Genomic DNA, 21,704 nt, shown 5'->3' on the forward strand with positions numbered 1-21,704 from the left:
GTTGTAGTCGTCCAGGGCGATCTTGAACTGCTCCGCCCATTCGTCGGCTCCGTGGATGCCCACGCAGAAGCCGCCGATGTAGTCGGCGCGACCGCTGTCCTTGGGGGCGACGAAGTCGGCCAGGGCGTAGTTGGGCTTGTCCTTCTTGGGCATCTGCTGGCGCAGGGTGTGGAAGACGCAGCGCACCTCCGTGCGGGTTTCGTCTGTGTACACCTCGATGTCATCGCCAATGCGGTTGGCGGGGAAGAAACCGAAGCAGGCGCGGATGGTGTAGAGGTTCTCTGCGATGACCTGATCGAGGAGGGCGCGGGCGTCCTTGTAGAGCTTCGCGGCCTCGGGCTCGACCTGGTCCTGGAACTCGGGCAGGGCGCTCTTAAAGCGTTGTTCTTCCTCGTTCCAGCGACCGCGGAGTTCCCAGGTGTGGAAGAAGGGGGACCAGTCGATGAAGGGCACCACCTCGCTGATGGGCAGGGGATCAAACACGCGCACGCCGGTGAACTCGGGCACGGCGATCTCCTGGGTGCTCCAGTCGAACTGGGACCCTTTGGCTTGGGCGTCTGCCAGGGGCAGGAGCTTGCTGGCATCGTCGCGTTGGGCGTACTGCTCGCGCAGCTTCGCGTGGCGTTCTTCGTTTTGCACCTTGAACCCGGCTTTCTGCTCCTCGCTGAGCAGAGAGGTCATGACGGGCACGGAGCGGGAGGCGTCCAGCACATGCACGATGGGCTCCTTGTAGTGTGGGGCGATCTTGATGGCGGTGTGCGCGGCGCTGGTGGTGGCCCCGCCGATGAGCAGCGGCACGGTGAACCCGGTTCGCTCCATCTCCTTGGCCACATGCACCATCTCATCGAGTGACGGCGTGATGAGACCGCTGAGGCCGATGACGTTGGCCTTCTCCGCCTTGGCCATCTCGAGGATCTTGTCACAGGAGACCATCACGCCCAGGTCGATGACGCGGAAGCCGTTGCAGGCCATGACCACGCCGACGATGTTCTTGCCGATGTCGTGCACGTCCCCTTTGACTGTGGCGAGCACGATCACGCCCGCCCCCGATTGGGCTAGTTCTGCCGGCAGGAGATCGGTGAAGGTCAGGCTTTCGTGGCCTTTTTCCGTTGGCGCTCCGCCTGGGCCTCCTCCAGGTCCTTCAATGTCGCCTGCTCGATCTTGCGGAATCGTTCCGCTGCCCGCTCTGCCTTGGAGGAAGAGGTTGAGGAGACTGTCGGAGTAGAGGGAGTCTGAGCGGTTTTCAGTAAAGTGCTCATGGAGGGTAGTTTCGCCGGACTTGAGAAGATCATCAATCGATTTGTGAAAACGGTCCATCAGCCAGTCGGGACTGCGAACCACGGGAGAGTCATTGTGGGTGTTTTCCACCACGAACAATCGGAAGGTTTCCGTGTCCTTGAGGTCAGCCCAGAGTGCAAGCGAGGTTCGGGCGGCTTGGAAATGTCCGCCAGCAGCTCGATGGAGCGGCACCACACGTCCGCCTTCTTGTGCGGCACGCTGGGCCATGTTTCTGACCGCCTGCTCCCAAGGGCAGTAGACAAAGCGCACTTCAACAAACATGTCAGCCTGGAGGGCGGCCATGATGTGGGCCCGGCTGCGCACAGGGTTTTGCAGCGTGCCGTCCATGATCAGTTCGGCCTCGGCCATGGACAGTCTGCCCGTGGCTGTCGTCTTGCCGCTGCCCTGTCCGCCGGCATTGAAAACAACGAGGCTCTCGGGTGGCAATTCCCGTAGTTTCTTTGCAAACAGCCAGTCAATGAACGCCCCCGCGGGATTCAGCGTGGCCACGCTCCAGCGTTGCCGGGACTCGCGGCTGGTGGCGTACTCGTTGCACAGCTCCTGGGCATTGTTGCGATCCAGCACGTGGCCGAACTGAGCCTCATAACGAGTGGCGGTAGCTTCAAGGTTGCTCGCGAGCTCGGCTGCAAACTTCACTTCCAGACGGCGCTCTTCCAACGTGAGCCCGGGATAGGGTGTGTAGGTGAATCCTTCGGACAGGGTGACTTCTCTGACCTGGGAATCCGGTTCCAGGATGGCGGCTGTCTGCGTGGCGACTTCCTGGCCGACCACGACCAGCCGTGCCCGCGCTTCCTTTTCCTCCTCCATGAAAGGTTCGAGGTAAGCCACGGACTTCTTCATGACGCGGGCGCTCTTCACCACCTGGGGGAGGAACATCTTGCCTGCGCCGAAGAGGTCGCCCACCACGCTCATGCCGTCCATGAGGGGGCCTTCGATGACCTTGAGGGGCACCTTGAGTTCATCCAGTGCCTCCTGCGTGTCCTGGTCGATGAAGTCAGTGATGCCGCGCAGCAGGGCGTGTTCCAGCCGCTTGCCCACGGACTGCTCGCGCCAGGCGAGGTCCACCTCCTGCTTCTTCGCACCGGTCTGGCCTTTGAACTGCTCGGCGTAGTCCACCAGGATCTCGGTCGCATCCGGGCGGCGGTTGAGGAGCACGTCCTCCACCTTCACAAGCATGTCCTGTGGGACATCCTCGTACACCTCAAGCATCCCGGCGTTCACAATGCCCATGTCCATCCCCGCCTTGATGGCGTGGTAGAGGAAGGCGCTGTGCATGGCCTCGCGGACTTTGTTGTTGCCGCGGAAGCTGAAGCTGATGTTGCTGACGCCGCCGCTGACCTTGGCCCCGGGGAGGTTCTGCTTGATCCAGCGGGTGGCCTCGATGAAGTCCACCGCGTAGTTGTTGTGTTCCTCCATCCCCGTGGCGACGGTGAGGATGTTGGGATCGAAGATGATGTCCTCGGGGTTGAAGTCCACTTCATCCACGAGGATGCGGTAGGCACGCTCGCAGATGCGGATCTTCTCGTCATAGGTGGCGGCCTGGCCGTTCTCATCGAAGGCCATGACCACCGTGGCAGCGCCGTAGCGCTTGATGGTGCGGGCGCGCTCCTTGAAGAGCTCCTCGCCCTCCTTGAGCGAGATGGAGTTCACGATGCCCTTGCCCTGGAGACACTTCAGACCGGCCTCGATGACCTCCCACTTGGAGGAGTCCACCATGAAGGGCACCTTGGCGATCTCTGGCTCCGCAGTGACGAGGCGCAGGAACTTGTCCATCATGACGACGCCGTCGATGAGGCCTTCGTCCATGCAGATGTCGATGACGTTCGCGCCGTTCTCCACCTGCTGGCGGGCGATGCCGACGGCCTCCTCCAGTTTGCCTTCCTTGATGAGCTTGGCGAACTTCGGCGATCCGGCGACGTTCGTGCGCTCGCCGATCATGAGGTAGTTGGAATCCTTCTCCCGGGTGAAGGGCTCCGTGCCGCTCAGGCGCAGCAGGGGCTCGATCACAGGGATCTCGCGCGGGGGGATGTTCTCCGCCGCCTTGGCGATGGCGGCGATGTGGTCGGGGGTGTTGCCACAGCAGCCTCCCACGAAGTTCACCAGTCCAGCCCCGGCGAAGTCTGTGATGTACTCCCCCATGTGCTTGGGCTCGAGATCGAAGCCCGTGGGCGTGAGGGGGTTGGGCATCCCTGCGTTCGGGTAGCACGACACGAACGCGTCCGCCTTGGCGGAAAGCTCTGCCAGGAAGGGCCGCATCTTGTCCGGGCCCAGGGAGCAGTTGAGGCCGATGGCGAGTGGGTTAGCGCTGCGCACAGCGTTCCAGAGGGCCTCGGCCTTCTGCGCGGAGATCATGGTTTCCCCACCCAGACCGACGGCGGCGGAGACCATGAGGGGCAGTTCGATGCCGTCCTCCTTGAAGACCTCCTGCAGGGCGACGATGGCCGCCTTGGCGTTCAGGGAGTCGAAGATGGTCTCGACGAGGAGGATGTCGCAACCGCCGGCGATCAGCGCGCGGGTCTGGCGGCGGTAGTCCTCCACCACCTGGTCAAAGGTGACGACGCGGAATCCGGCGTCGTCGGCATCGGGCGAGACGGAGAGGGAGACCGTGAGTGGTCCGATGGCCCCGGCCACGTAGCGCTTCCGCCCGGTGTCGGTGCCGATGTTGTCTGCCCACTTGCGGCAGAGCTGGGCGGAGTCGTAGTTGATGTCCCAGGCGAGATCGCGCAGGAACTTGTCGTCCATGACCTCCTGGTAGAAGGCGGGGTCCTTGCGGCCCTTGCCGGTCTCACGGGGATCTTCCTTGAAGAACTCACTCTGGGCGATGGAGGAGCCGGAGAAGGTGTTGGTCTCGATGATGTCCGCCCCGGCCACGAGGAAGCGGCGGTGAATGTCGCCGATGACGTCCGGGCGGGTCAGGGAGAGGATGTCGCCGTTGTTCTTGAGATCCTTGGGCGCGTCGGCGAAGCGTTTGCCCCGGGTGTCTTCCTCAGAGAGACCGTAGCCGCGGATGGTGGTGCCCATGGCGCCGTCGATGACCAGGATCCGCTTGCGGAGAAGCGCTTCCAGTTCAGGGCGGGCATTGGGTTGGGCAGGCATGGGGCACGTTAGCGGGTTGGGCGCGAGGTTTCAAGCTCGCATGAACGCATGATGATATGAGGATACGAACTTCGGAGGTTTGGCGGAGGGATTGTTGCGGAATCCGGCTTGCATCCCCGCCGCGTAAGCTATGCTCACCGTCCCCACCCATGAGCGCCGCTGATCGTGAAGTCATCCTCGAAGCCAACGATTTGACCCGGGAGTTCGACGGCGTGACCGTCCTGGACCGGTTCAACTTCAAACTCCACAAAGGGGAGGTGCTGGGGCTGCTGGGGGCGAACGGGGCGGGCAAGACGACGGCGATGAACATGCTGCTGGGCCTGACGACTCCCACCTCAGGCACGATCCGGGCGTTTGGCATGGATTTTGTGAAGCATCGCCTGGAGGTGCTGAAGCGCGCGAACTTCTCCTCCGCCTACACCAGCCTTCCTAACAACCTCCTGGTCTGGCAGAACCTGACGGTCTTCGCCAAGATCTACGGTGTGCCGAATGTGAAGCAGAAGATCACGGAATTGCTCGAGCTTTTTGAGATCGCAGACCTGCGCAAGCGGGTGACCGGTCAACTCTCCGCCGGGGAAAGCACGCGGCTGAACCTGTGCAAGGCGCTGCTCAACGATCCTGAACTCCTCCTGCTGGATGAGCCGACCGCGAGCCTGGACCCGGACATTGCGGACAAGGTGCGCAAAACCATCCGCAAGGTGCAGAAGGAGCGTGGCATCAGCATCCTGTACACCTCCCATCTCATGAAGGACATCGAGGAGGTGTGCGACCGGGTGATCTTCCTCCACAAGGGCAAAATCGTGGCCGAGGGCTCCCCGGAGGAGATCGTGAAGAAGGCTGACGCGGCCTCACTGGAGGAGGTGTTCATCAAGATCGCCCGCAGCGGCGACTTGGCGGCTGCGGAAGGTGCTTCTGCTTCCAACTAGGACCTTTGCTTCTCTCTCTAATCCCGCTCACTCCGAATTATTTCCTTGGCATGAATCCCCGCATCGTCAGCGCCCTTGTTCTCCGGTACCTCTATCTCTATGGCCGCACGCCCATGCGGCTCATCGAGCTGATCTTCTGGCCCATCGTGGAGCTGCTGATCTGGGGTTACCTGGGCATGTACCTGAAGGAGCATGCGGGGGCGGCGATCCCGACGATCGTGGGGCATCTGCTGGGCGGCATCATCCTGTGGGACGTGATCTTCCGCGCGCAGCAGGGTGTGGCCATTTCGTTCCTGGAGGACGTGTGGACGCGGAATCTCTTGAACGTGTTTGTGGCTCCGGTGCGGAACATGGAGTACCTGGCGGCCACGTTCATCATCGGGTTCTTCCGCATCCTGGTGACGGTGACGATGCTTTCGGTTATTTCCTTTTCACTTTACCAGTTCAGCGTGTTTGAGATGAACTGGGCCATTCTGCCCTTCTTTGGGAATCTGCTGGTGACCGGCTGGGCGCTGGGCATGATTTCCACGGCGCTCATCCTGCGCTGGGGCCAGGCCGCGGAGTCCCTGGCCTGGGCGGTGCCGTTCTTCATCCAGCCGTTTACCGCCGTGGTGTACCCGGTGGCGATGATCAAGCCAGAGTGGGTGCAGTATGTCGCCAAGGCCCTGCCTTCCACGCATGTGTTTGAAGGCATGCGCGAGATGCTGACTCATCACACTTTCAACTGGACGCACTTCTTCTGGGCCTGTGGATTGAACGTGGTGTTCCTGGGTGTGGCGGGATGGATCTTCTCGTCCACGTTGAACACGACGCGGAAGCGCGGGTTGTTGACGAAGTTTGCAACGCAGTAGTCCGCTGCGCGGGAGACAGAAGACTGGAAGACAGAAGACATCAGACTTGAGGTCTGGGGTGGTCGCGGTGTGGGTAGAGCAGATTGGCAATCGGCAGTGGGTGGGGTGAGGGGAGTCTGATATTCTCACACGAAGGCACAAAGGCACGAAGGTTTGAGGAGCGAGGCGAGTGTGCAAGGGATGCCGCAATCTGTGGGAAGAGCCTGATGGCTGGAGGCGGTCAGCACCTGGGGCCCCGCTTGCGGGGCTATGGAGTGCGTGCGTGAAGCGCCGCTTTGGTGGATCGCGATTGTTACCTTGAACCTTGAGAAGGTAGCAGGGGGAGGGGCGGTGGAGATGATGCGGGCTGGCGGATGGTGTGTCGCTGGGGGGAGGGGTATTGTCGGCAGGCGAATGCGGCGCTTCACGCACGCACTCCACAGCGACTTCGTCGCCAGGTGTTGGGGGTGGTGGGTTTTGGGGTGGCCGGGTGGCTGGTGATGTCGGCGGGACGTTTGACTGAGGGCTTCAGCAAGATGCAGAAGCCGGCACCGCTGGAAGCATGCGGTCCCCTATGGCTCGGGAGCGTTGTGGAGGGAAGCTTGGGGGGCAGGCCAGCGGCCTGCGCTTCCCCCCTGCGGACTGGGAGGAGGTGCGGGATCGCTGGCTCTGGTATCACCACGTGCGGGCCATCGCAGAGACGGCGGGATTCCTCTTGCTGCTGGGGGCGGCTTTCTGTTACGTTGGCAGCCGTTGAGCGGGGTTGAGGCCCTGTGAGTTCTTGTCATTTCCTTGATCGCCATGAACACAGGCCCTGTGCATAGGACGTGGTTTTCCAGATGCTGGGTGCTGCTCATCTGCCTGATCGCTGCAATGTCTGCAGTGGCGAAGGATGTGCCAGAGGTGATGCTGGCGGGGCTGCCGGAGAAGGTGGGAGTGTTTGAAATGGATGGCGGGGTGCAGACTTATGACGAGCCGGGGCTGGGGGCCTCGCGGGTGTACCGGGTGCCGGGCGGCACATGGATCACAGTTTATCTCTATGATCTGGACACGCCGGTGATCCGCACCGGGATCGAGGACAAAACCATCAAGGACGCGTGCCAGCAGTCGATGGGCGACATCAAGGAGATGGAGCGCCAGGGTCACTATGCGGATGTGAAGATGGCGGAGGAGAGCAAGGTGACGCTGGGCCTGCCCTCAGAAAAGAAGCTGACGCTGTTCTCAGTGACCTATTCGCTCTCGCTGGTGCGGAAGGAGGTGGAAGAGCCGGTAAAGTTGTTCTCCCAGCTCTTTGTCACGGGTCTGCGCAATCACATTTTCAAGATCCGGGTGTCCCGTCCAGAGGGCGGCACGGGGCCATCGGCGGAGGAGACGGAGGCCGCGCTGAAGATCCTGATGGATGCGGTGATCAAAGTGCCTGGAAAGGCGGCGGATTGAGGGGCGCTGAGGAGGAGTGGCCGGTGCGATTCACTTGACGTTGCGACTTCGCTGTCTTGTCTGTGCGCATGGGATTTATCGCCTGGCATTATCTTATTCGCATTGGGTTTCCGGTGTTCATGCTTCTGGGGGCGATGGGCATGTTGCTGCCGAAAAACGGGGTGGGGAACGTGGTGGGGGCCTTGGGTGGGCTGGGCGTGTTCATTCTGGGAGGGACCGGGGCCATCCTGGCGGTGCGTCTTTTGATCCGGGGGTTCAAGTTTGCCTGCCCGCAGTGCAAGGGTCGGGAAACAGATTTGGGGATGAGAAAGAGGGCGCTTTGGCTCTATTGCCCGAGGTGTGGAGTGTTTGAGGAGTCGGGTTTTATGAAGACTCAGATCTCGCATGATGCGGGAGGACCGGACGATGACGGTGAGCCTGAAGATGAAGAGGGGGAAGACGAGAAGGAGACCAACGGGAAAGTTTCGAGATAGCGCGATTTTTGGAGAGAGGCAGGAGGGGCAGGCGGTGTATGGTCACCGTATGAAGCTTCCTTTTTCTCGTTTCCTCGCCCCGCTGTCTCTGGCGGTGGGTTTGTTGTTCGGTGCCCGTCTGGCAGAGGGCGCGGAACCCAAGGTGGTGATTGCGTACGGCGATTCCATCACTCACGGCGGGGCGTTGAGCGGAGCGGACAAGGCGAAACTCTGGGTCACGCTGGTGGAGGCGCAATCGGGCGGGAAGCTCAAGCTGATCAATGAAGGCAAGGGCGGGCGGCCCACGAAGTCGCTGCCGGAGTTTGAAGCCATGCTGACGCGTCAGCCCAAGGCGGATGCGCTGATCATCGCGCTGGGGGCGAATGATGCTCGGCTGGACATCAAAGAGACCTGTGTGCCCAATGCGGTGGCCAATGTCACGAAGATGATTGAGCTGGCCCGCGAAGCCTATGGCGCGAAGCTGCCCATCCTGCTGGTGGGGCCGACCAATATCAGGAAGGATGCGCTGGGGCCTTCCAAGCCGATTGCGAATGAACGTGAGGCGAAGGTGAAGGAGTTGGGCGAGGGTTTTGGGAAGCTGGCGAAGGAGCAGGGCTGTGCGTTCGTGAATTTGTACGGCGTGGTGCCGGATGCGAGCCTGGCCAAGGATGGCGTGCATCCCGATGGTGCGGGCAATGAGGCGATGGCGAAGGTGCTGTTGCCGGCGGTGGAGGGGCTTGTGCCGCAAGCGGCACGTTGAGGCGCTGGCCCGCTGCGCGGGAGACACAAGACTGGAAGACACAAGACAGAAGACCTGAGGGCGATGGGTGAGGCGGGGATGATACGGAAAAGGGGATGCCCGGGTGCTGTGGGCCTGAGCCTTCCGAAGAATGCGGAAAAGGCAGCACGCTGGAAGCGTGCGGTCCCCGGGGTTCGATGAGGCGGGGTTTCCGAAGTCAGTGGGGAGCGCACGCATCTTGCCGGGGGCGTCGGGGGGTGCGCTGCAGAGCCAATTGGCGCGACTGAACTGTGTTCGCTCCGGCGACTGAGCCAGAGGCACATCCGGCCTACGCGAAGTGCAGATCTTGGTGGGGAGGTTGGCGGGGAACTGCTGCGTTTGGTTTATGTCATCTTCCTGAGGCTTTACATCTGTTAAAGTAGTGCGAAGATGACATTACATGCCTACTCCCCATCACCCTTCTGCGGCGGTACGTAGGGCCATGAGCAAGCTCGGAGAGGATCTTCGTGATGCTCGCCGTCGGCGTCAGTTACCGATGGCGGTGGTGGCTGACCGTGCCTTTACCTCCCGCTCGACCTTGCAGAGAGTGGAGGAAGGGGACACTGCGGTCAGCATTGGAATTTATGCGGCCGTGCTGCAGGCTCTGGGGCTGTTGGATGGACTGGGGCAGTTGGCGGAATTGAGCCGGGATCGAGTGGGTCAGGAACTTGCCAGCGTTGCCTTGCCGAAGCGTGTGCGCCTGAAGAAAACGCCTCATCCAAAAAACAGTGATGGCTGATTTCGAGGTCCACGTTTCTTTGGGAGGCGAGACCAGGCGAGTGGGCCTGGCGCGATGCAACGTGGCGCGTGGTCGGGAGACGATCCTCTTTGAGTACGCCGATGCATGGCTGCAAGATGAGAATCGATTTGCCCTGGAGCCGGCGCTTGGGCTGACTCGCGGTACCTTTGCCCCCTTGGAGGGTTTCTCCGTGCACGGTGCGTTGGGAGATTCTGCGCCAGATACTTGGGGGCGACGGTTGATGCAACGCGCCGAACGTCGTCTGGCGGAACGTGAGAGGCGGGCGGTGCGGACGCTGATGGAGAGCGATTACTTGCTGGGTGTGGCGGATGAGACACGGCTCGGGGCGCTGAGATTCCGTCGGGTCGGGGGTGGGGGTGAGTTATTCCTCGCTCCCACCAAATCAGGGGTGCCTGCGCTCATCGACTTGGGGCGACTTCTCCAAAGCACGGAACGGATCCTGCGCGATGAGGAGACGGACGATGACTTGCAACTCGTTTTCGCGCCCGGATCGTCGTTGGGTGGGGCAAGGCCGAAGGCATCAGTGATGGATCAGCATGGGCATCTCTCGATTGCCAAGTTCCCGAAAGAAACAGACGAATACAGCATTGAGACGTGGGAGGAGATTGCGCTTCGGCTGGCTGATCGGGCTGGCATCGTCACGCCGCGGCATGCGCTGGTGCAGGTGGCCGGGCGGGCGGTGTTGCTTTCCAAACGGTTCGATCGTGTGAAGACGTCTCGCATTCCCTTTCTTTCGGCCATGGCCATGCTTGGGGCCAGGGACGGCGAGCGTGGGAGCTATCCGGAAATGGTGGATGCGCTCACCCGCCATGGAGCCAGGGCGACTGCCGACGCCCACGCACTGTATCGCAGGGTGGTGTTCAACGTGTTGATCTCCAATGTGGATGATCATTTGCGCAATCACGGCTTTCTCTGGGAGGGGCGTGCCGGGTGGGCTCTCTCGCCTGCGTACGATCTCAATCCGGTGCCGGTGGATCTGAAGGCGCGGGTTCTTACCACTAACATCGACCTGGATGAAGGCTCATGTTCCCTGGATCTGCTGGAGTCTGCGGCAGAGTACTTCGCTCTTTCTCTTGGTCAGGCGCGGGCCATCATCAAGGAGGTGGCGATGGTGACGGCGACTTGGCGGGAGATCGCGAAAGAGGCTGGGGCCAGGTCGGCAGAGATCCATCGCATGGCCAGCGCGTTTGAGCATGAGGAGCTCCGGCGGGCGCAGGCTTTGTGAGGGGGAGGTGAGGTGTGCCGCAAGCGGCACGTTGAGACGCTGCGCTGGTTGCGACGGTGCCGCCGGGGCGGCACCTGGTAGAGAATCCGGCCCGCTGCGCGGGAGACACAAGACTAGAAGATACAAGACAGAAGACCTAAGGTGATGGGTGAGGCGGGGATGATGATGGAAAATGGGAATGGCTGGGTGTGGCGGACCTGAGCCTTCCGCAGGATGCGGACAGGCAGCACGCAAGATGCGTGCGGTCCCCAATTGACTCTGGGGCAACGTTGCGAGAGAAGCTTGGGGAGCGCACGCATCTTGCGTGCTGTTCCCGGCATCTTGCCGGGGGCGTCAGTGGGTGAGGTGGCGTGACGGACGTCCTCGGTGGTTTGGGGCGTGAGCCGCGTAAACGCGGTACTCCAACCCTGGGCGGACGTGGGGGGAGGTGTGAAGGCTCTGAGGGTTGGAGGGGCTCTTTCCGCCGAATGATCTGAGGCATTCGTTTTCCTCATGCCTCCGTGATCTCAGAGTCCTGTGTAGATAAATCACAGAGCCATAGAGGCATGCCTTTTTGGACAGAATTGATGGGATTAACAGAATGGACCTTGGGCTGCGGATCCGGGAGAAAACACCGTCCTGAGGAAGTTGAACCTAATTCCGTAAATTCTGTTCATGCTGTCTAAACCTGAGTTTCACTCCTCTGTGTTCTCTGTGCCTCTGTGGTTAAAACCCCGCCGTCCTGCCATCCCTGACTCTCGCCCTTCCCCTCCCCCCGCTTGCTTTTGCAAAGAACTGACGGACTGTCGTCGGCCAATTTCATGGAAACACGCACTCTCCCTACCGACCATCCCGAAGCCTTTCGTTTAGCCGTGGATGAGGCGGTGCGTGCGCTGTCCGCCGGGGAGGTGGTGGCGCTGCCGACGGAGACGGTTTATGGCCTGGCGGCGGATGCGCTGAATGCGGACGCGGTGGCGAAGGTGTTCGCGGCAAAGGAACGCCCGGCGTTTGACCCGCTCATCGTGCACCTGCCGCACAAGAAGGATCTCGACCTAGTGGCAGAGGTGCCGGAGGACATTGCGGAGGTGTTGAAGAAGATCACTGAGAAATTCTGGCCCGGTCCGCTCACGATCGTGCTGCCGAAAAAGGCGGTGGTGCCGGATCTGGTGACCGCTGGCATGCCCACGGTGGCGGTGCGGGCGAGCAACCACCTGGTTTTCAATCGCGTGGCCCGGTCGCTGGACAAGCCGTTGGCGGCTCCGAGTGCGAACCGTTTTGGCTCGATCAGCCCGACCTCGGCCTCGGCCGTGCAGGCGGAGCTGGATGGCCGCATCCCCCTGATTCTGGACGCTGGTGCGACCATGCACGGTCTGGAGAGCACGATCATCCGGATCGAGGCGGCGAAGCCCAAGGCGCGCATCATCATTCTGCGCCCAGGCCCCATCACGCCGGATGACCTGAAGCCGTTTGGCAAACCGATTCTGGCCCGGAATCTGAAGCCGGAAGAGCAGGAGAAGCTGGAGGCCCCGGGCCAACTGCCCTCCCACTACGCCCCTCGCACGCCGCTGCGCCTGCTGGAGTCGCCTGAAGAATTCACCCCCGAGCCCGGCAAGAAATACGCGCTGCTCAGCTACCGTGGCGACCCGGAAGACGGGTACTCGGACCTGGCGGAGTGGGACCACGTGATGGTGCTCAGCCCTGGGAAAGGGAAGCTGCCAGAGGCGGCGGTGCGGTTCTTCTTTGCCCTGCGGGAGCTCGACAAGCTGGGGGTGGACGAAATCATCGCCGAACCTCTGCCAGAGAGGGAGCTCGGCCTCGCCATGATGGATCGACTGCGCCGCGCTTCGGTTAAACGATCTTAATCTGACAGAGCCAACGTCCCCAACTCTGCTGCTGCGACATGAGCGACGCCAGTCCCCTTTCTGAATCCAAGCCAGAAAAACCCGCCCCGTCACCCAGCGCGAAGCAGAGTGCCGCGGTGAGCACCAAAGCCTTCGGGGTCGTCACTCTGGCGATCTTCAGCAGCCGTCTGCTGGGGCTGGTGCGGGAAATGGTGCTGGCGGCCCTCTTTGCCGGGGAAAACCGGCGCTGGCTGGACTGCTTCAACCAGGCGTTCCGCACGCCGAACATGCTGCGCGACCTCTTCGCGGAGGGGGCGCTTTCCACGGCTTTCGTCACCACCTTCTCCAAGAAGATGCAGACAGAGGGCGACGAGTCCGCCTGGGATCTCGCGCGGAAGATGATCACGCTCGCGGCGGTCTTCATGAGCTTTGTCTCCATCCTCGGGGTGCTGCTGGCCCCGTTCATCATCCGGATCATGGCCCCGGGGTGGATGGATGATGAGAGCAAGATCCATTTCACGGTCCTGCTGGCGCAGATCATGTACCCCTTCATCCTGCTGGTGTCCCTGGCGGCGCTGGTGATGGGGATGCTGAATGCGAAGAAGGTCTTCGGCATTCCGGCGGTGTCCTCCACGTTCTTCAACCTCGGCTCCATGATCGTGGGCGGCGTGGTGGGCTGGTATCTGGACCCGAACTTTGGGCCCAAGGCGCTGATCGGGTTTGCCATCGGCACCCTGGCGGGTGGTCTGGCCCAGCTCCTCATTCAGGTGCCCTCGCTGCGGAAGGTGGGCTTTAAGTTCAAGCCGGACTTTGGCTGGCGTGACAGCGGGGTGGCCAAGGTGCTCCAGCTCATGTGGCCGGCGGTGATCTCTGGCAGCGTGGTGCAGTTCAACGTGCTGTTGAGCAGCATTTTCGCCTCCTGCCTGGTGGTGCGGGACGGCCCGGTGACCTGGCTCGGGCAGGCGTTCCGGCTGGTGCAGCTCCCGCTGGGCCTCTTTGGCGTGGCGGTGGCGACGGTGACGGTGCCCGCGATGTCCCGCCTGGCGACGGAAGGGATCACGCCGGAGTTCAAGCACACGCTGGTGAAGGGGATCAAGCTGGTCTTCCTGATGACCCTGCCGGCGGCGGTGGGCCTGGCGATCCTGGCAGAGCCGATTGTGGGCCTCATCTTCCAGCGCGGCCGGTCCACTTACTATGACACCCAGATGTCCGCGATTGCCCTGCAGAGCTACGCCTGGGGGCTCGTGTTCTACTCTGCGATCAAGGTCATCCAGCCCGCGTTCTACGCGATCGACAAGCGCTTTGTGCCTCTGAAGGTCAGCTTCGTGGCGGTGGCGGTGAGCGCGATCATGAACACCCTGACGGTCTTCGTCTTCAAGCTGGGGCATGAGTGGCTGGCGCTGAGCACGAGCGTGTCTGCCCTGGTGAACTTCAGCCTGCTTTTCCTGGCCATGCGCAAGGTGGCGGGCCGCATGCAGGGCCGGAGTCTGGCGATCAATGTGGGCAAGCTTCTCATCGCGGTCGTCTGCATGGCGGGCGTCTGCTGGCTGGGGCAGGCCACGATCCTCTCCGACTGGCGGCATCAGCACACGGCCATGCGATTGGTGAGTTTGTTTGTAACCATCGGGGGGGCTGCCGTCGTCTATTTCGGGGTCAATGCCCTGCTGCGAAATGAGGAATTGGATGGCTTCAAGGCCATCGTCATGCGCAAGCTGGGGCGGAAATAACCCCCCTTCTTGAGACATGTCTTCCCGAACCCTTTTGGTCACGCTGCTAGCCCTGGTCGCCATCTGGGGCGCGGTGGCGGCGGTGATGAATGCCACGGACAAGCACACCTCCACGCCGGAGAAGGTGCTGAACCTCATGGCCGGGGCCTCCTGGCTGCAGGAGGGAGCCTCTGACCTGAGCGAGGCGGAGCGCCGGAAGCAGATGGAGGCCACCATCGCCCAGATGAACCTGCTGGACTTTGACCAGCGCCGGCAGATGCGGGAGGACGGGCAGGATGTGAGCGACCGGTACTTCAACTCGCTGTCCAAGGAGGAGAAATCCTACTTCCTGGAGCAGACGGTGGAGCAGCACTTCAAGTCCGTGATGAAGGCCTTCAACGCGATGTCGCCTGAGGATCGGCGGAAGGCGGTGGAGCGAGCCCGGGCGGACATGAAGCGCAACCAGGGCGACCAGCGCGGCATGGAGCGCATGCAGAAGGAGGATGCGCAGGCGTTTGAGAAGATGGTGGAGAAGGGCATGGGGGCCTACTACGAGGAGGCGAGTGCCGAGACCAAGATGGATCTGGCCCCGCTGCTGGAGGAAATGCAGCAGCGCCTGCGCTCAATGCCAGGACGGTGAGCGATCTGGGCTTGGGTTGACCGACAGGAATCGAATCGACAACGGATTTGCACGCCAGCCAGCTACCTCTCCATGAAAACTTTTCTACGAACCCCTCGCGGCTTCACCCTCCTGGAACTGCTGGTCACGGTGGTGATCATCGGCATCCTCGCGACCATCGCCGTGCCCGCCACGCAGCGGGTGGTGGCAGGCTCCCGGGCGGTGCACTGCATGGGCAATCTGAAGGGGCTGGGTGGGGCGCTGCAGCTCTATCTGGCGGATCACAACAACCTCATGCCCACCATGCTGGTGGCGCGGGAGAGCAAGGATTCTGACGAGGCGGTGATGGACAACACCCTGAGCGACTACGTGGACGGCACGGACGTCTTCTGCTGCAAGGCGGACAACAAGGGCCTCTTCCAGAAGACGGGCACGAGCTACCTGTGGAACAACCTGCTGAACAACCAGACGGCCAGCGACATGAACTTCATGGGCTTCATCAGGGACGGCAGCCGCATCCCGGTGATGAGTGACAAGGAGAACTTCCACAAGTACCGCGACGTGCAGGTGAACATCCTCTACGCGGACGGGCATGTGGCGAAGGAGATCCAGTTCGTGGTGAACGACGGCAAGGAGTGAACCCTGGGAGCAAAGGCAGATGATTGAGGCAAAAGGACTCACCAAACGATTCACTGCGGGCCGGCTGGCGCTGGATGACGTCACCTTCTCCGTCAAGGAAGGGGAAATAACCGGACTGCTGGGCCACAATGGCGCGGGCAAGAGCACGGTGCTGGGCATCATGCTGGGCATGGTGCGGCCGGATGCCGGGGAGGTGACGCTGGCGGGGCACAGTGTGCAGAAGGAGCGCTCCCGAGCGCTGCGCCACGTGGGGGCCATCTTTGAAGCGCCCTCGTTTTACGAGTACATGAGCGGCTGGCAGAACCTCCGGTCCCTGTGTGCCCTGAGCGGCTGGTGGGAGGAGAAGGAGGTGGTGCGCGTGCTGAAACTGGTGAACCTGCACGAGCGGGTGCACCACAAGGTGCGCACCTACAGCCACGGCATGCGCCAGCGGCTGGCCCTGGCCCAGGCGCTGCTGCCCATGCCGAAGATCCTGCTGCTGGATGAACCCACCGACGGGCTGGACCCGGAGGGGATCCACGAGTTCCGCTCCACCGTGCTGGCATTGAGGAAAGAACACGGTCTGACCATCCTGTTGAACTCCCACCTGCTGGCGGAGGTGGAGCTCATGTGTGACCGCTGCGTGATCCTGAAGGCGGGGCACAAGGTGTATGACGGGGTGCTGGGCCGGCGGGAGGAGGCGGGACGCGAGTACCTGCTGGATACGCCGGACGCGGACCGGGCGAAGTTCATCGTGCAGCGCTCCGGCGCGGTCTGGAAGGACAAAGGCCTCGTGGAGCTGCCGGGGCACTTGGACGGCCCGGGCCTGCTGGAACAGCTGGTGCTGGACGGTGTGAAGGTGCAGGCCTGGACGCCGCACCGCAAGACCCTGGAAGATTGGTACCTCGAACTCTCGGCGAACTCGAACACGGCGGCATGACACTGTTTTTCACCCAATGGGGCGCGGAGCTGCGCAAGATGCTCTCCCGGAAGCGCACCTTCATCGGCTTTGGCGCATTTCTGCTGCTGGAGGCGGTGCTGCTCTATGTGTTCAAGCGGGATGGGTCCGCGAACTTCTTCCGCCGCATCATCTCGCGGCAGGGGGAGGCGTTTGAGTCGTACTTCTCTGCGCTCACCCTGGGGTTTCTGATTGTCGCCTCGGCGGTGTTCATCCTGGGCGGCATCTACATCACCCTGGTGGCGGGGGATGTGGTGGCGAAGGAGAGTGAAGATGGCAATCTGCGCCTGCTGCTGGCGCGGCCGATCAGCCGGGTGCGGCTGCTGGTGCTGAAGTTCCTGAGCTGTCTGGTTTACTCCTGGATCCTCATCCAGTTCATTGCCTGGTCCGCGCTGGGGCTGGGCGTGCTGTTGCAGGGCTGGGGGGGCGGGCTGTTTGTCTTTGCCCCGGATCAGGGGGTGCTGGAGTTCTACAATGCGGCAGACGGTCTGTACCGGTATGCCCTGGCCTCGGTGGCGCTGTCTCTGAGCATGAGCCTGGCGGCGTGTGTGGCGTTCTTTTTCTCCTGCTGGCGGATCAAGCCCTCCGCCGCGACCATCACCGCCCTGTCGTACCTCCTGATCGACATGATCGTGAAGCGCGGGAAGTTCATGGAAAGCTACAAGCACCTCCTCATGACCTCCTACATGGAGTCGTGGGTGTACCTGTACGCCGAGCGGATCCCGTGGGCGATCCTGCTCAGAAACTACTCGATCCTCGCCGGGGTGGGCTTGACGTTGTTCGTGCTCGGTGTCCTCGTATTCGAGAGTCGCGATCTGAAGTCCTAGCATGACCCTTCTTCCCACCCTTGCCGAGTTGAACACGTGGCGCGCTGCCCAGAGCGGGCCGGTCGTCTTTGTCCCCACCATGGGCGCCCTGCATGAGGGGCACCTGCAACTGATGCGGGATGCCCGCCAGATCGCCGGAGAGGGTGGTAAGGTCATCGTCAGCATCTTTGTGAACCCGCTGCAATTTGGCCCCAAGGAGGACTTCGCCAAGTATCCGCGGGAACTGGAGGCGGATGCGGCCAAGTGCGCCTCCGTGGGGGTGGATGCGATCTTTGCCCCGGAGGCGGCAGACATGTACCCGCCGGACCGCTCGGTGATGGTGCTGGAGACGAAGCTGAGCACGGGCCTCTGCGGGGCGAGCCGGCCGGGGCACTTCGATGGTGTGGGCACGGTGGTGCTGAAGCTTTTCAACCTGGTGCAGCCGCACACGGCGGTCTTTGGCAAGAAGGACTACCAGCAGCTCGCGATCATCCGCCGCGTGGTGCGGGATCTGAATGTGCCGGTGCAGATCGTGGGCAGTGAGACCGTGCGGGAGGAGGACGGGTTGGCCATGAGCTCCCGGAATCGCTACCTCGCGCCGGAGCAGCGGGCGCAGGCCCCGGCGATCCGACGGAGCCTGCTGCATGTGCGGCGGCGCTGGCTGGCGGGGGAGCGGAATGCAGCAGTGCTGATCCAGGCCTACCAGACGGAACTGCAGACGCACGCCTCGCTGGGCGTGGTGGACTACATCGCCTGTGTGGACCGGGACACGCTGGAGCCGCTGACGGAGGTGGACTCAAACGCCCTGCTGGCCACGGCGGTGTTCTTTGACCGGACGCGGCTCATTGACAATTTGGAGCTGGACGGGACCCTCTGAGTTCATGCGTCCCGCTTGCATCTGCGAGCGAACGCAACGAAAAGGACCTATGCAGGAATACGACTTCATTGTCGTTGGAAGTGGTGCCGGTGGTCTGACCGCGGCACTGAAAGCGGCGCGCCATGGGCGCGTACTGGTCCTCACCAAGCGCTCGGCGGAGGATTCGAACTCTGCATGGGCCCAGGGCGGCATCGCCTGCGTGCAGAGTGATGAAGATTCCTTTGAGCGCCATGTGCAGGACACGCTGATCGCGGGTGCCGGCCTCTGCAAGGAGGATGCCGTGCGCACGATCGTGAACGAAGGGCCGGCGCGGATCGCGGAACTCGTGGACCTGGGGGTGGAGTTCGACCAGCGGGAGGTGGACGGGCATCTGGAATTTGACCTCACCCGTGAGGGCGGGCACAGCAAGCGCCGGATCCTGCATCATCATGACACCACGGGGAAGGAGATCTCCGACCGGCTGGTGGCGGCGGCGCGCAAGGAGTCGAGCATCACGATGCTGGAGCATCACTATGCCATTGACCTCATCACCACGGCGAAGCTGGGATTTGTCTCCGAGGACCGGGTTCTGGGCCTCTATGCCCTGAACGAGGAAACGGGCGAGGTGGAGACGTATCGCAGTGACCGTGTGATCCTGGCCACGGGCGGCTGCGGCCGGGTGTACCAGTACACGACCAATCCCAAGGTGGCGACCGGCGACGGGGTGGCCATGGCGTGGCGGGCGGGGGCCAGTGTGGAGGACATGGAGTTCATCCAGTTCCACCCCACGTGCCTGTATCACCCGCAGAAGCGCTCGTTCCTCATCACGGAGGCCCTGCGTGGCGAAGGCGCGGTGCTGGTGGGCAAGGACGGGAAGGAGTTCATGCAGAAGTATGATCCGCGCGGCTCCCTGGCCCCGCGTGACATCGTGGCGCGGGCGATTGACCACGAGATCAAGCGGACGGGTGGACCCTGCGTGTACCTGGACATCACGTCCAAACCTGCAGACTTCATCATCTCCCACTTCCCCAACATTTATCAGACGTGCCTGAGCGTGGGGATCGACATGACCAAGGAGCCGATTCCCGTGGTCCCGGCCGCGCACTACCAGTGCGGCGGGGTGAAGACGGACATCAATGGCGCGACCACCCTGCGTGGCCTCTGCGCCGTGGGAGAGGTGGGTTGCACGGGCCTGCACGGGGCCAACCGCCTGGCCAGCAACTCGCTGCTGGAGTGCGTGGTCATTGCCCACCGGGCGGTGGAGTTTTTGATTCACAAGATGCCGATGGGCAAGGCCCAAGAGCAGCAGTACCAGATCCCGCAATGGCAGTCGGGCGATGCCCAGGACATCGATGAACTGGTGGTGATCTACCACAACTGGGACGAGATCCGCCGCCTGATGTGGGACTATGTCTCCATCGTGCGCACCACCAAGCGCCTGCAGCGTGCCGCCGCGCGGTTGCGGAATCTGAAGCGGGAGGTGCAGGAGTTCTACTGGCACTTCCGCATCACGCAGGAGGTGCTGGAACTGCGCAATCTCGTGGAAACGGCGTCGTTGATCGTGGACAGCGCGATCCGCCGCCATGAGAGCCGCGGGCTGCATTACACGCTGGATTACCCGGAGACGGACAACAGCAAGCCGCCAGTGCGGACGGTGTTGCGGCGGTACTGAAAAAGATTAGGAATGATGAATTAGGAATTAGGAATGGGCTGCCACACCGCTGAGTGCCTGCAAAATAGTCGCGGACTTTAGTCTGCCTCAGGGGAGTGCGACTGAGGCAGACTAAAGTCTGTACTCCGTACAACTTCCAAGAGCCGGGAGTCTCCCTCCTCACCCGCCCGCAAAACTTTTTCCGCACGGATTCCGCAACTCGACACGGGCGGCGGCGTTTCATAGACTTCCTCTGTCCTCCCAGCTCAACACTCACATGAAAAAGACGGCGTCCCTCCTCCCTGCGCTTCTCCTGGCTTTTGCCCTTTGTCTTGGCGCGGTGTCCTCCGCTCAGGCGCAGGTGGCCGTGTACCGTCTCTCCTTTGAGCAGACGGGCGACAGCATCAACTACCGTCCGTATCAGAACGGGTACTACATCGCCCCCATCCAGGGCGGCGAGGGCACGCTGATCCTCACCCTGGTGACGGGGAACACGAAGCAGTACTTCACGTACGAGGGCTTCGGCGAGATGTTCGTGGCGCTCAAGGGCGACAACCAGCGCATGGTGATCTCTGCGACGGCGACGAATGATGTGAGCACGACAGTGTTTTACGCCTTGGGCAAGACGGAGAAGGAATTGAATGTCGAAAGCCGCAACGCCAAGAGCAAGATCAAGGTGGCGGAGAAGATGGTGGGATATGCCGTGAGCGCGGACAGTGAGAAGGACCTGCCCTTCAGCGGGGCGGGGACCTCCGTGGGCGTGGCCGGGGTGAGCATTTTGACTGCTCGTCTGGATGAAACGCAGACCCACACGGCGATCCGCGATAACCTCGATACCGCGGCGCAACTGGAAGTGATTGTGAATTCCCTGGAAGCCGGTGGTTATGTGGATGGCAATCCGCAGACGACGGGCAATGGCGGGACCCCTACGGGGAATTAGGGCAAATTAGGAATGCTGAATTAGGAATGAGCTTCAGCTGAGTTTGCCCCGCCACAAAAGACTAAGGGCGAGATGCTCAATTCATAATTCAGCATTCCTAATTCCTAATTTTTTCACGGTGGCGGCTCGTTTTCCTTCATCAGGCGCACGATGTTCTGGTGCGAGAGGGCGGAGTCGAAGATGAACACTTCATCCACTTCGCCGCGGAAGAATTTGGAGACGGGGTTGGCGGTTTTAGGAAGCAACGGGAAGGCGACGTTGCGGCCGATCCAGACACCGTGGTGGGCGTTGGCGACGTCAGTGTCTACTTCGCGGAGGGAGCGGTGGGCGATGGGCTCGGGGCGGCCGTCCACGTAGAAGAGCATGTTCTTGACGGCCTCGGTGGAGCGCGCGCCGCCGTACATGACGACGGCGACATGGTGCCAGTTGCCATCGCGGAGGTCGGTGGTGCCGACCATGGCACCGGTTTGGTAGGTGCCGACGCGGAGGCGGCCGATGGGGCCGTCTTCGGTGATGCAGTTGGCGGAGAGCTGCCAGGCGCCGCCGGTCTGCAGGGTGCCCCAGCTCACGATGCCGTGGCCCTGGTTGACGTCGAAGCTCTTGGGCACGCGCACCCAGAGGGCGACGGTACGGGCGGCGTTGCCAGCGATGCCGGGGAAGGGTGTTTCCGCGTACCCGGTGCGGCCGTCAAAGGACATGGCGTGGCCGAAGGGGCCGCGCAGCCACTGGGTGCCGGCGCCCGGGGTGTCGGGATTGGGATGGCCGCGCAGGTAGAGCTTGGTGTCCTCGGTGCGGCCCAGGGCCTTGCCGCGGTTGTCCGCCACCCAGCCACCGGCTTCATCGAAGCTCCAGTGCACATAGTGGGAGGGATCCTCTGAGGCGGTGGGCAGCGCGGTGATGAAAGCTCCCTCGTTGGCCTGGAGACGT

The 21,704-nt window shown here is 62.3% G+C and carries 19 protein-coding genes; 17 read left to right on the forward strand and 2 right to left on the reverse strand.

The window, feature by feature from the left end; all coding sequences use genetic code 11:
- Positions 1–4,395, reverse strand: a 4,395-nt coding sequence (locus BV034_RS34465; RefSeq protein WP_050024842.1) for a homocysteine S-methyltransferase family protein, incomplete at its 3' end; no start/stop codon positions are given.
- 149 nt (positions 4,396–4,544) lie between these two features.
- Here BV034_RS34465 and BV034_RS05215 point away from each other — a divergent pair.
- The 17 genes from BV034_RS05215 to BV034_RS05300 all read left to right on the forward strand — a co-directional run bounded on the left by BV034_RS05215 (position 4,545) and on the right by BV034_RS05300 (position 20,777).
- Positions 4,545–5,321 carry an ABC transporter ATP-binding protein gene (locus tag BV034_RS05215; RefSeq protein WP_050024843.1) on the forward strand — a complete coding sequence of 259 codons (777 nt, stop codon included), beginning with the start codon at positions 4,545–4,547 and terminating at the stop codon, positions 5,319–5,321.
- Between the two features lie 50 nt (positions 5,322–5,371).
- A complete protein-coding gene (locus tag BV034_RS05220; RefSeq protein ID WP_050024845.1) occupies positions 5,372–6,172 on the forward strand; it encodes an ABC transporter permease in 801 nt (266 codons plus the stop codon).
- A 541-nt stretch (positions 6,173–6,713) separates the two neighbouring features.
- Positions 6,714–6,908, forward strand: coding sequence for a hypothetical protein (locus BV034_RS05230; protein ID WP_265592650.1), 195 nt, complete (start codon positions 6,714–6,716; stop codon positions 6,906–6,908).
- 44 nt (positions 6,909–6,952) lie between these two features.
- The gene (locus tag BV034_RS05235) at positions 6,953–7,588 is read left to right on the forward strand and encodes a hypothetical protein (protein WP_265592651.1); all 636 of its coding nucleotides are present in this window, start codon (positions 6,953–6,955) and stop codon (positions 7,586–7,588) included.
- 68 nt (positions 7,589–7,656) lie between these two features.
- Positions 7,657–8,061: a hypothetical protein gene (locus tag BV034_RS05240; protein ID WP_050024854.1), complete on the forward strand. Its 405-nt coding sequence runs from the start codon at positions 7,657–7,659 to the stop codon at positions 8,059–8,061.
- A 49-nt stretch (positions 8,062–8,110) separates the two neighbouring features.
- Positions 8,111–8,800 (forward strand): SGNH/GDSL hydrolase family protein, encoded by a 690-nt coding sequence (locus tag BV034_RS05245; RefSeq protein WP_063768686.1) that lies wholly within the window; start codon positions 8,111–8,113, stop codon positions 8,798–8,800.
- A gap of 418 nt (positions 8,801–9,218) precedes the next feature.
- Entirely contained in the window at positions 9,219–9,557 is a 339-nt protein-coding gene (locus BV034_RS05250) for a helix-turn-helix transcriptional regulator (RefSeq protein ID WP_050024855.1), read from the forward strand.
- Positions 9,550–10,803, forward strand: a complete 1,254-nt coding sequence (locus tag BV034_RS05255; RefSeq protein WP_050024857.1) for a HipA domain-containing protein — start codon at positions 9,550–9,552, stop codon at positions 10,801–10,803. The genes BV034_RS05250 and BV034_RS05255 overlap by 8 nt, the downstream gene beginning before the upstream one ends.
- An 800-nt stretch (positions 10,804–11,603) precedes the next feature.
- The gene (locus BV034_RS05260) at positions 11,604–12,644 is read left to right on the forward strand and encodes an L-threonylcarbamoyladenylate synthase (RefSeq protein WP_050024859.1); all 1,041 of its coding nucleotides are present in this window, start codon (positions 11,604–11,606) and stop codon (positions 12,642–12,644) included.
- A gap of 38 nt (positions 12,645–12,682) precedes the next feature.
- Positions 12,683–14,350: a murein biosynthesis integral membrane protein MurJ gene (murJ, locus tag BV034_RS05265; protein ID WP_050024861.1), complete on the forward strand. Its 1,668-nt coding sequence runs from the start codon at positions 12,683–12,685 to the stop codon at positions 14,348–14,350.
- A 16-nt stretch (positions 14,351–14,366) separates the two neighbouring features.
- The gene (locus BV034_RS05270; protein ID WP_050024862.1) at positions 14,367–14,969 is read left to right on the forward strand and encodes a hypothetical protein; all 603 of its coding nucleotides are present in this window, start codon (positions 14,367–14,369) and stop codon (positions 14,967–14,969) included.
- 72 nt (positions 14,970–15,041) lie between these two features.
- A complete protein-coding gene (locus BV034_RS05275) occupies positions 15,042–15,587 on the forward strand; it encodes a prepilin-type N-terminal cleavage/methylation domain-containing protein (protein ID WP_050024864.1) in 546 nt (181 codons plus the stop codon).
- 19 nt (positions 15,588–15,606) lie between these two features.
- Complete coding sequence (locus BV034_RS05280) at positions 15,607–16,506, forward strand: ABC transporter ATP-binding protein (protein ID WP_050024866.1); 900 nt, start codon at positions 15,607–15,609, stop codon at positions 16,504–16,506.
- Positions 16,503–17,351, forward strand: a complete 849-nt coding sequence (locus BV034_RS05285) for an ABC transporter permease (protein WP_050024868.1) — start codon at positions 16,503–16,505, stop codon at positions 17,349–17,351. The genes BV034_RS05280 and BV034_RS05285 overlap by 4 nt, the downstream gene beginning before the upstream one ends.
- A gap of 1 nt (position 17,352) precedes the next feature.
- Positions 17,353–18,207 carry a pantoate--beta-alanine ligase gene (gene panC / locus BV034_RS05290; protein ID WP_050024869.1) on the forward strand — a complete coding sequence of 285 codons (855 nt, stop codon included), beginning with the start codon at positions 17,353–17,355 and terminating at the stop codon, positions 18,205–18,207.
- A gap of 49 nt (positions 18,208–18,256) precedes the next feature.
- Positions 18,257–19,858: an L-aspartate oxidase gene (gene nadB, locus BV034_RS05295; RefSeq protein ID WP_050024871.1), complete on the forward strand. Its 1,602-nt coding sequence runs from the start codon at positions 18,257–18,259 to the stop codon at positions 19,856–19,858.
- 256 nt (positions 19,859–20,114) lie between these two features.
- Entirely contained in the window at positions 20,115–20,777 is a 663-nt protein-coding gene (locus tag BV034_RS05300) for a hypothetical protein (RefSeq protein WP_050024873.1), read from the forward strand.
- A gap of 113 nt (positions 20,778–20,890) precedes the next feature.
- On the opposite strand, the gene BV034_RS05305 is transcribed toward BV034_RS05300, so the two are convergent.
- On the reverse strand, positions 20,891–21,704 hold an 814-nt coding region (locus BV034_RS05305; RefSeq protein ID WP_265592653.1), incomplete at its 5' end, for a LamG-like jellyroll fold domain-containing protein.

It is taken from the genome of Verrucomicrobium sp. BvORR034 (assembly GCF_000739635.1).
Lineage (GTDB): Bacteria > Verrucomicrobiota > Verrucomicrobiia > Verrucomicrobiales > Verrucomicrobiaceae > Verrucomicrobium.

Coding starts and splice junctions, on each gene's coding strand:
- BV034_RS05215 (WP_050024843.1), top strand. CDS start 4,545: ATGAGCGCCGCTGATCGTGAAGTCATCCTCGAAGCCAACGATTTGACC.
- BV034_RS05220 (WP_050024845.1), top strand. CDS start 5,372: ATGAATCCCCGCATCGTCAGCGCCCTTGTTCTCCGGTACCTCTATCTC.
- BV034_RS05230 (WP_265592650.1), top strand. CDS start 6,714: ATGCGGTCCCCTATGGCTCGGGAGCGTTGTGGAGGGAAGCTTGGGGGG.
- BV034_RS05235 (WP_265592651.1), top strand. CDS start 6,953: ATGAACACAGGCCCTGTGCATAGGACGTGGTTTTCCAGATGCTGGGTG.
- BV034_RS05240 (WP_050024854.1), top strand. CDS start 7,657: ATGGGATTTATCGCCTGGCATTATCTTATTCGCATTGGGTTTCCGGTG.
- BV034_RS05245 (WP_063768686.1), top strand. CDS start 8,111: ATGAAGCTTCCTTTTTCTCGTTTCCTCGCCCCGCTGTCTCTGGCGGTG.
- BV034_RS05250 (WP_050024855.1), top strand. CDS start 9,219: ATGCCTACTCCCCATCACCCTTCTGCGGCGGTACGTAGGGCCATGAGC.
- BV034_RS05255 (WP_050024857.1), top strand. CDS start 9,550: ATGGCTGATTTCGAGGTCCACGTTTCTTTGGGAGGCGAGACCAGGCGA.
- BV034_RS05260 (WP_050024859.1), top strand. CDS start 11,604: ATGGAAACACGCACTCTCCCTACCGACCATCCCGAAGCCTTTCGTTTA.
- murJ (WP_050024861.1), top strand. CDS start 12,683: ATGAGCGACGCCAGTCCCCTTTCTGAATCCAAGCCAGAAAAACCCGCC.
- BV034_RS05270 (WP_050024862.1), top strand. CDS start 14,367: ATGTCTTCCCGAACCCTTTTGGTCACGCTGCTAGCCCTGGTCGCCATC.
- BV034_RS05275 (WP_050024864.1), top strand. CDS start 15,042: ATGAAAACTTTTCTACGAACCCCTCGCGGCTTCACCCTCCTGGAACTG.
- BV034_RS05280 (WP_050024866.1), top strand. CDS start 15,607: ATGATTGAGGCAAAAGGACTCACCAAACGATTCACTGCGGGCCGGCTG.
- BV034_RS05285 (WP_050024868.1), top strand. CDS start 16,503: ATGACACTGTTTTTCACCCAATGGGGCGCGGAGCTGCGCAAGATGCTC.
- panC (WP_050024869.1), top strand. CDS start 17,353: ATGACCCTTCTTCCCACCCTTGCCGAGTTGAACACGTGGCGCGCTGCC.
- nadB (WP_050024871.1), top strand. CDS start 18,257: ATGCAGGAATACGACTTCATTGTCGTTGGAAGTGGTGCCGGTGGTCTG.
- BV034_RS05300 (WP_050024873.1), top strand. CDS start 20,115: ATGAAAAAGACGGCGTCCCTCCTCCCTGCGCTTCTCCTGGCTTTTGCC.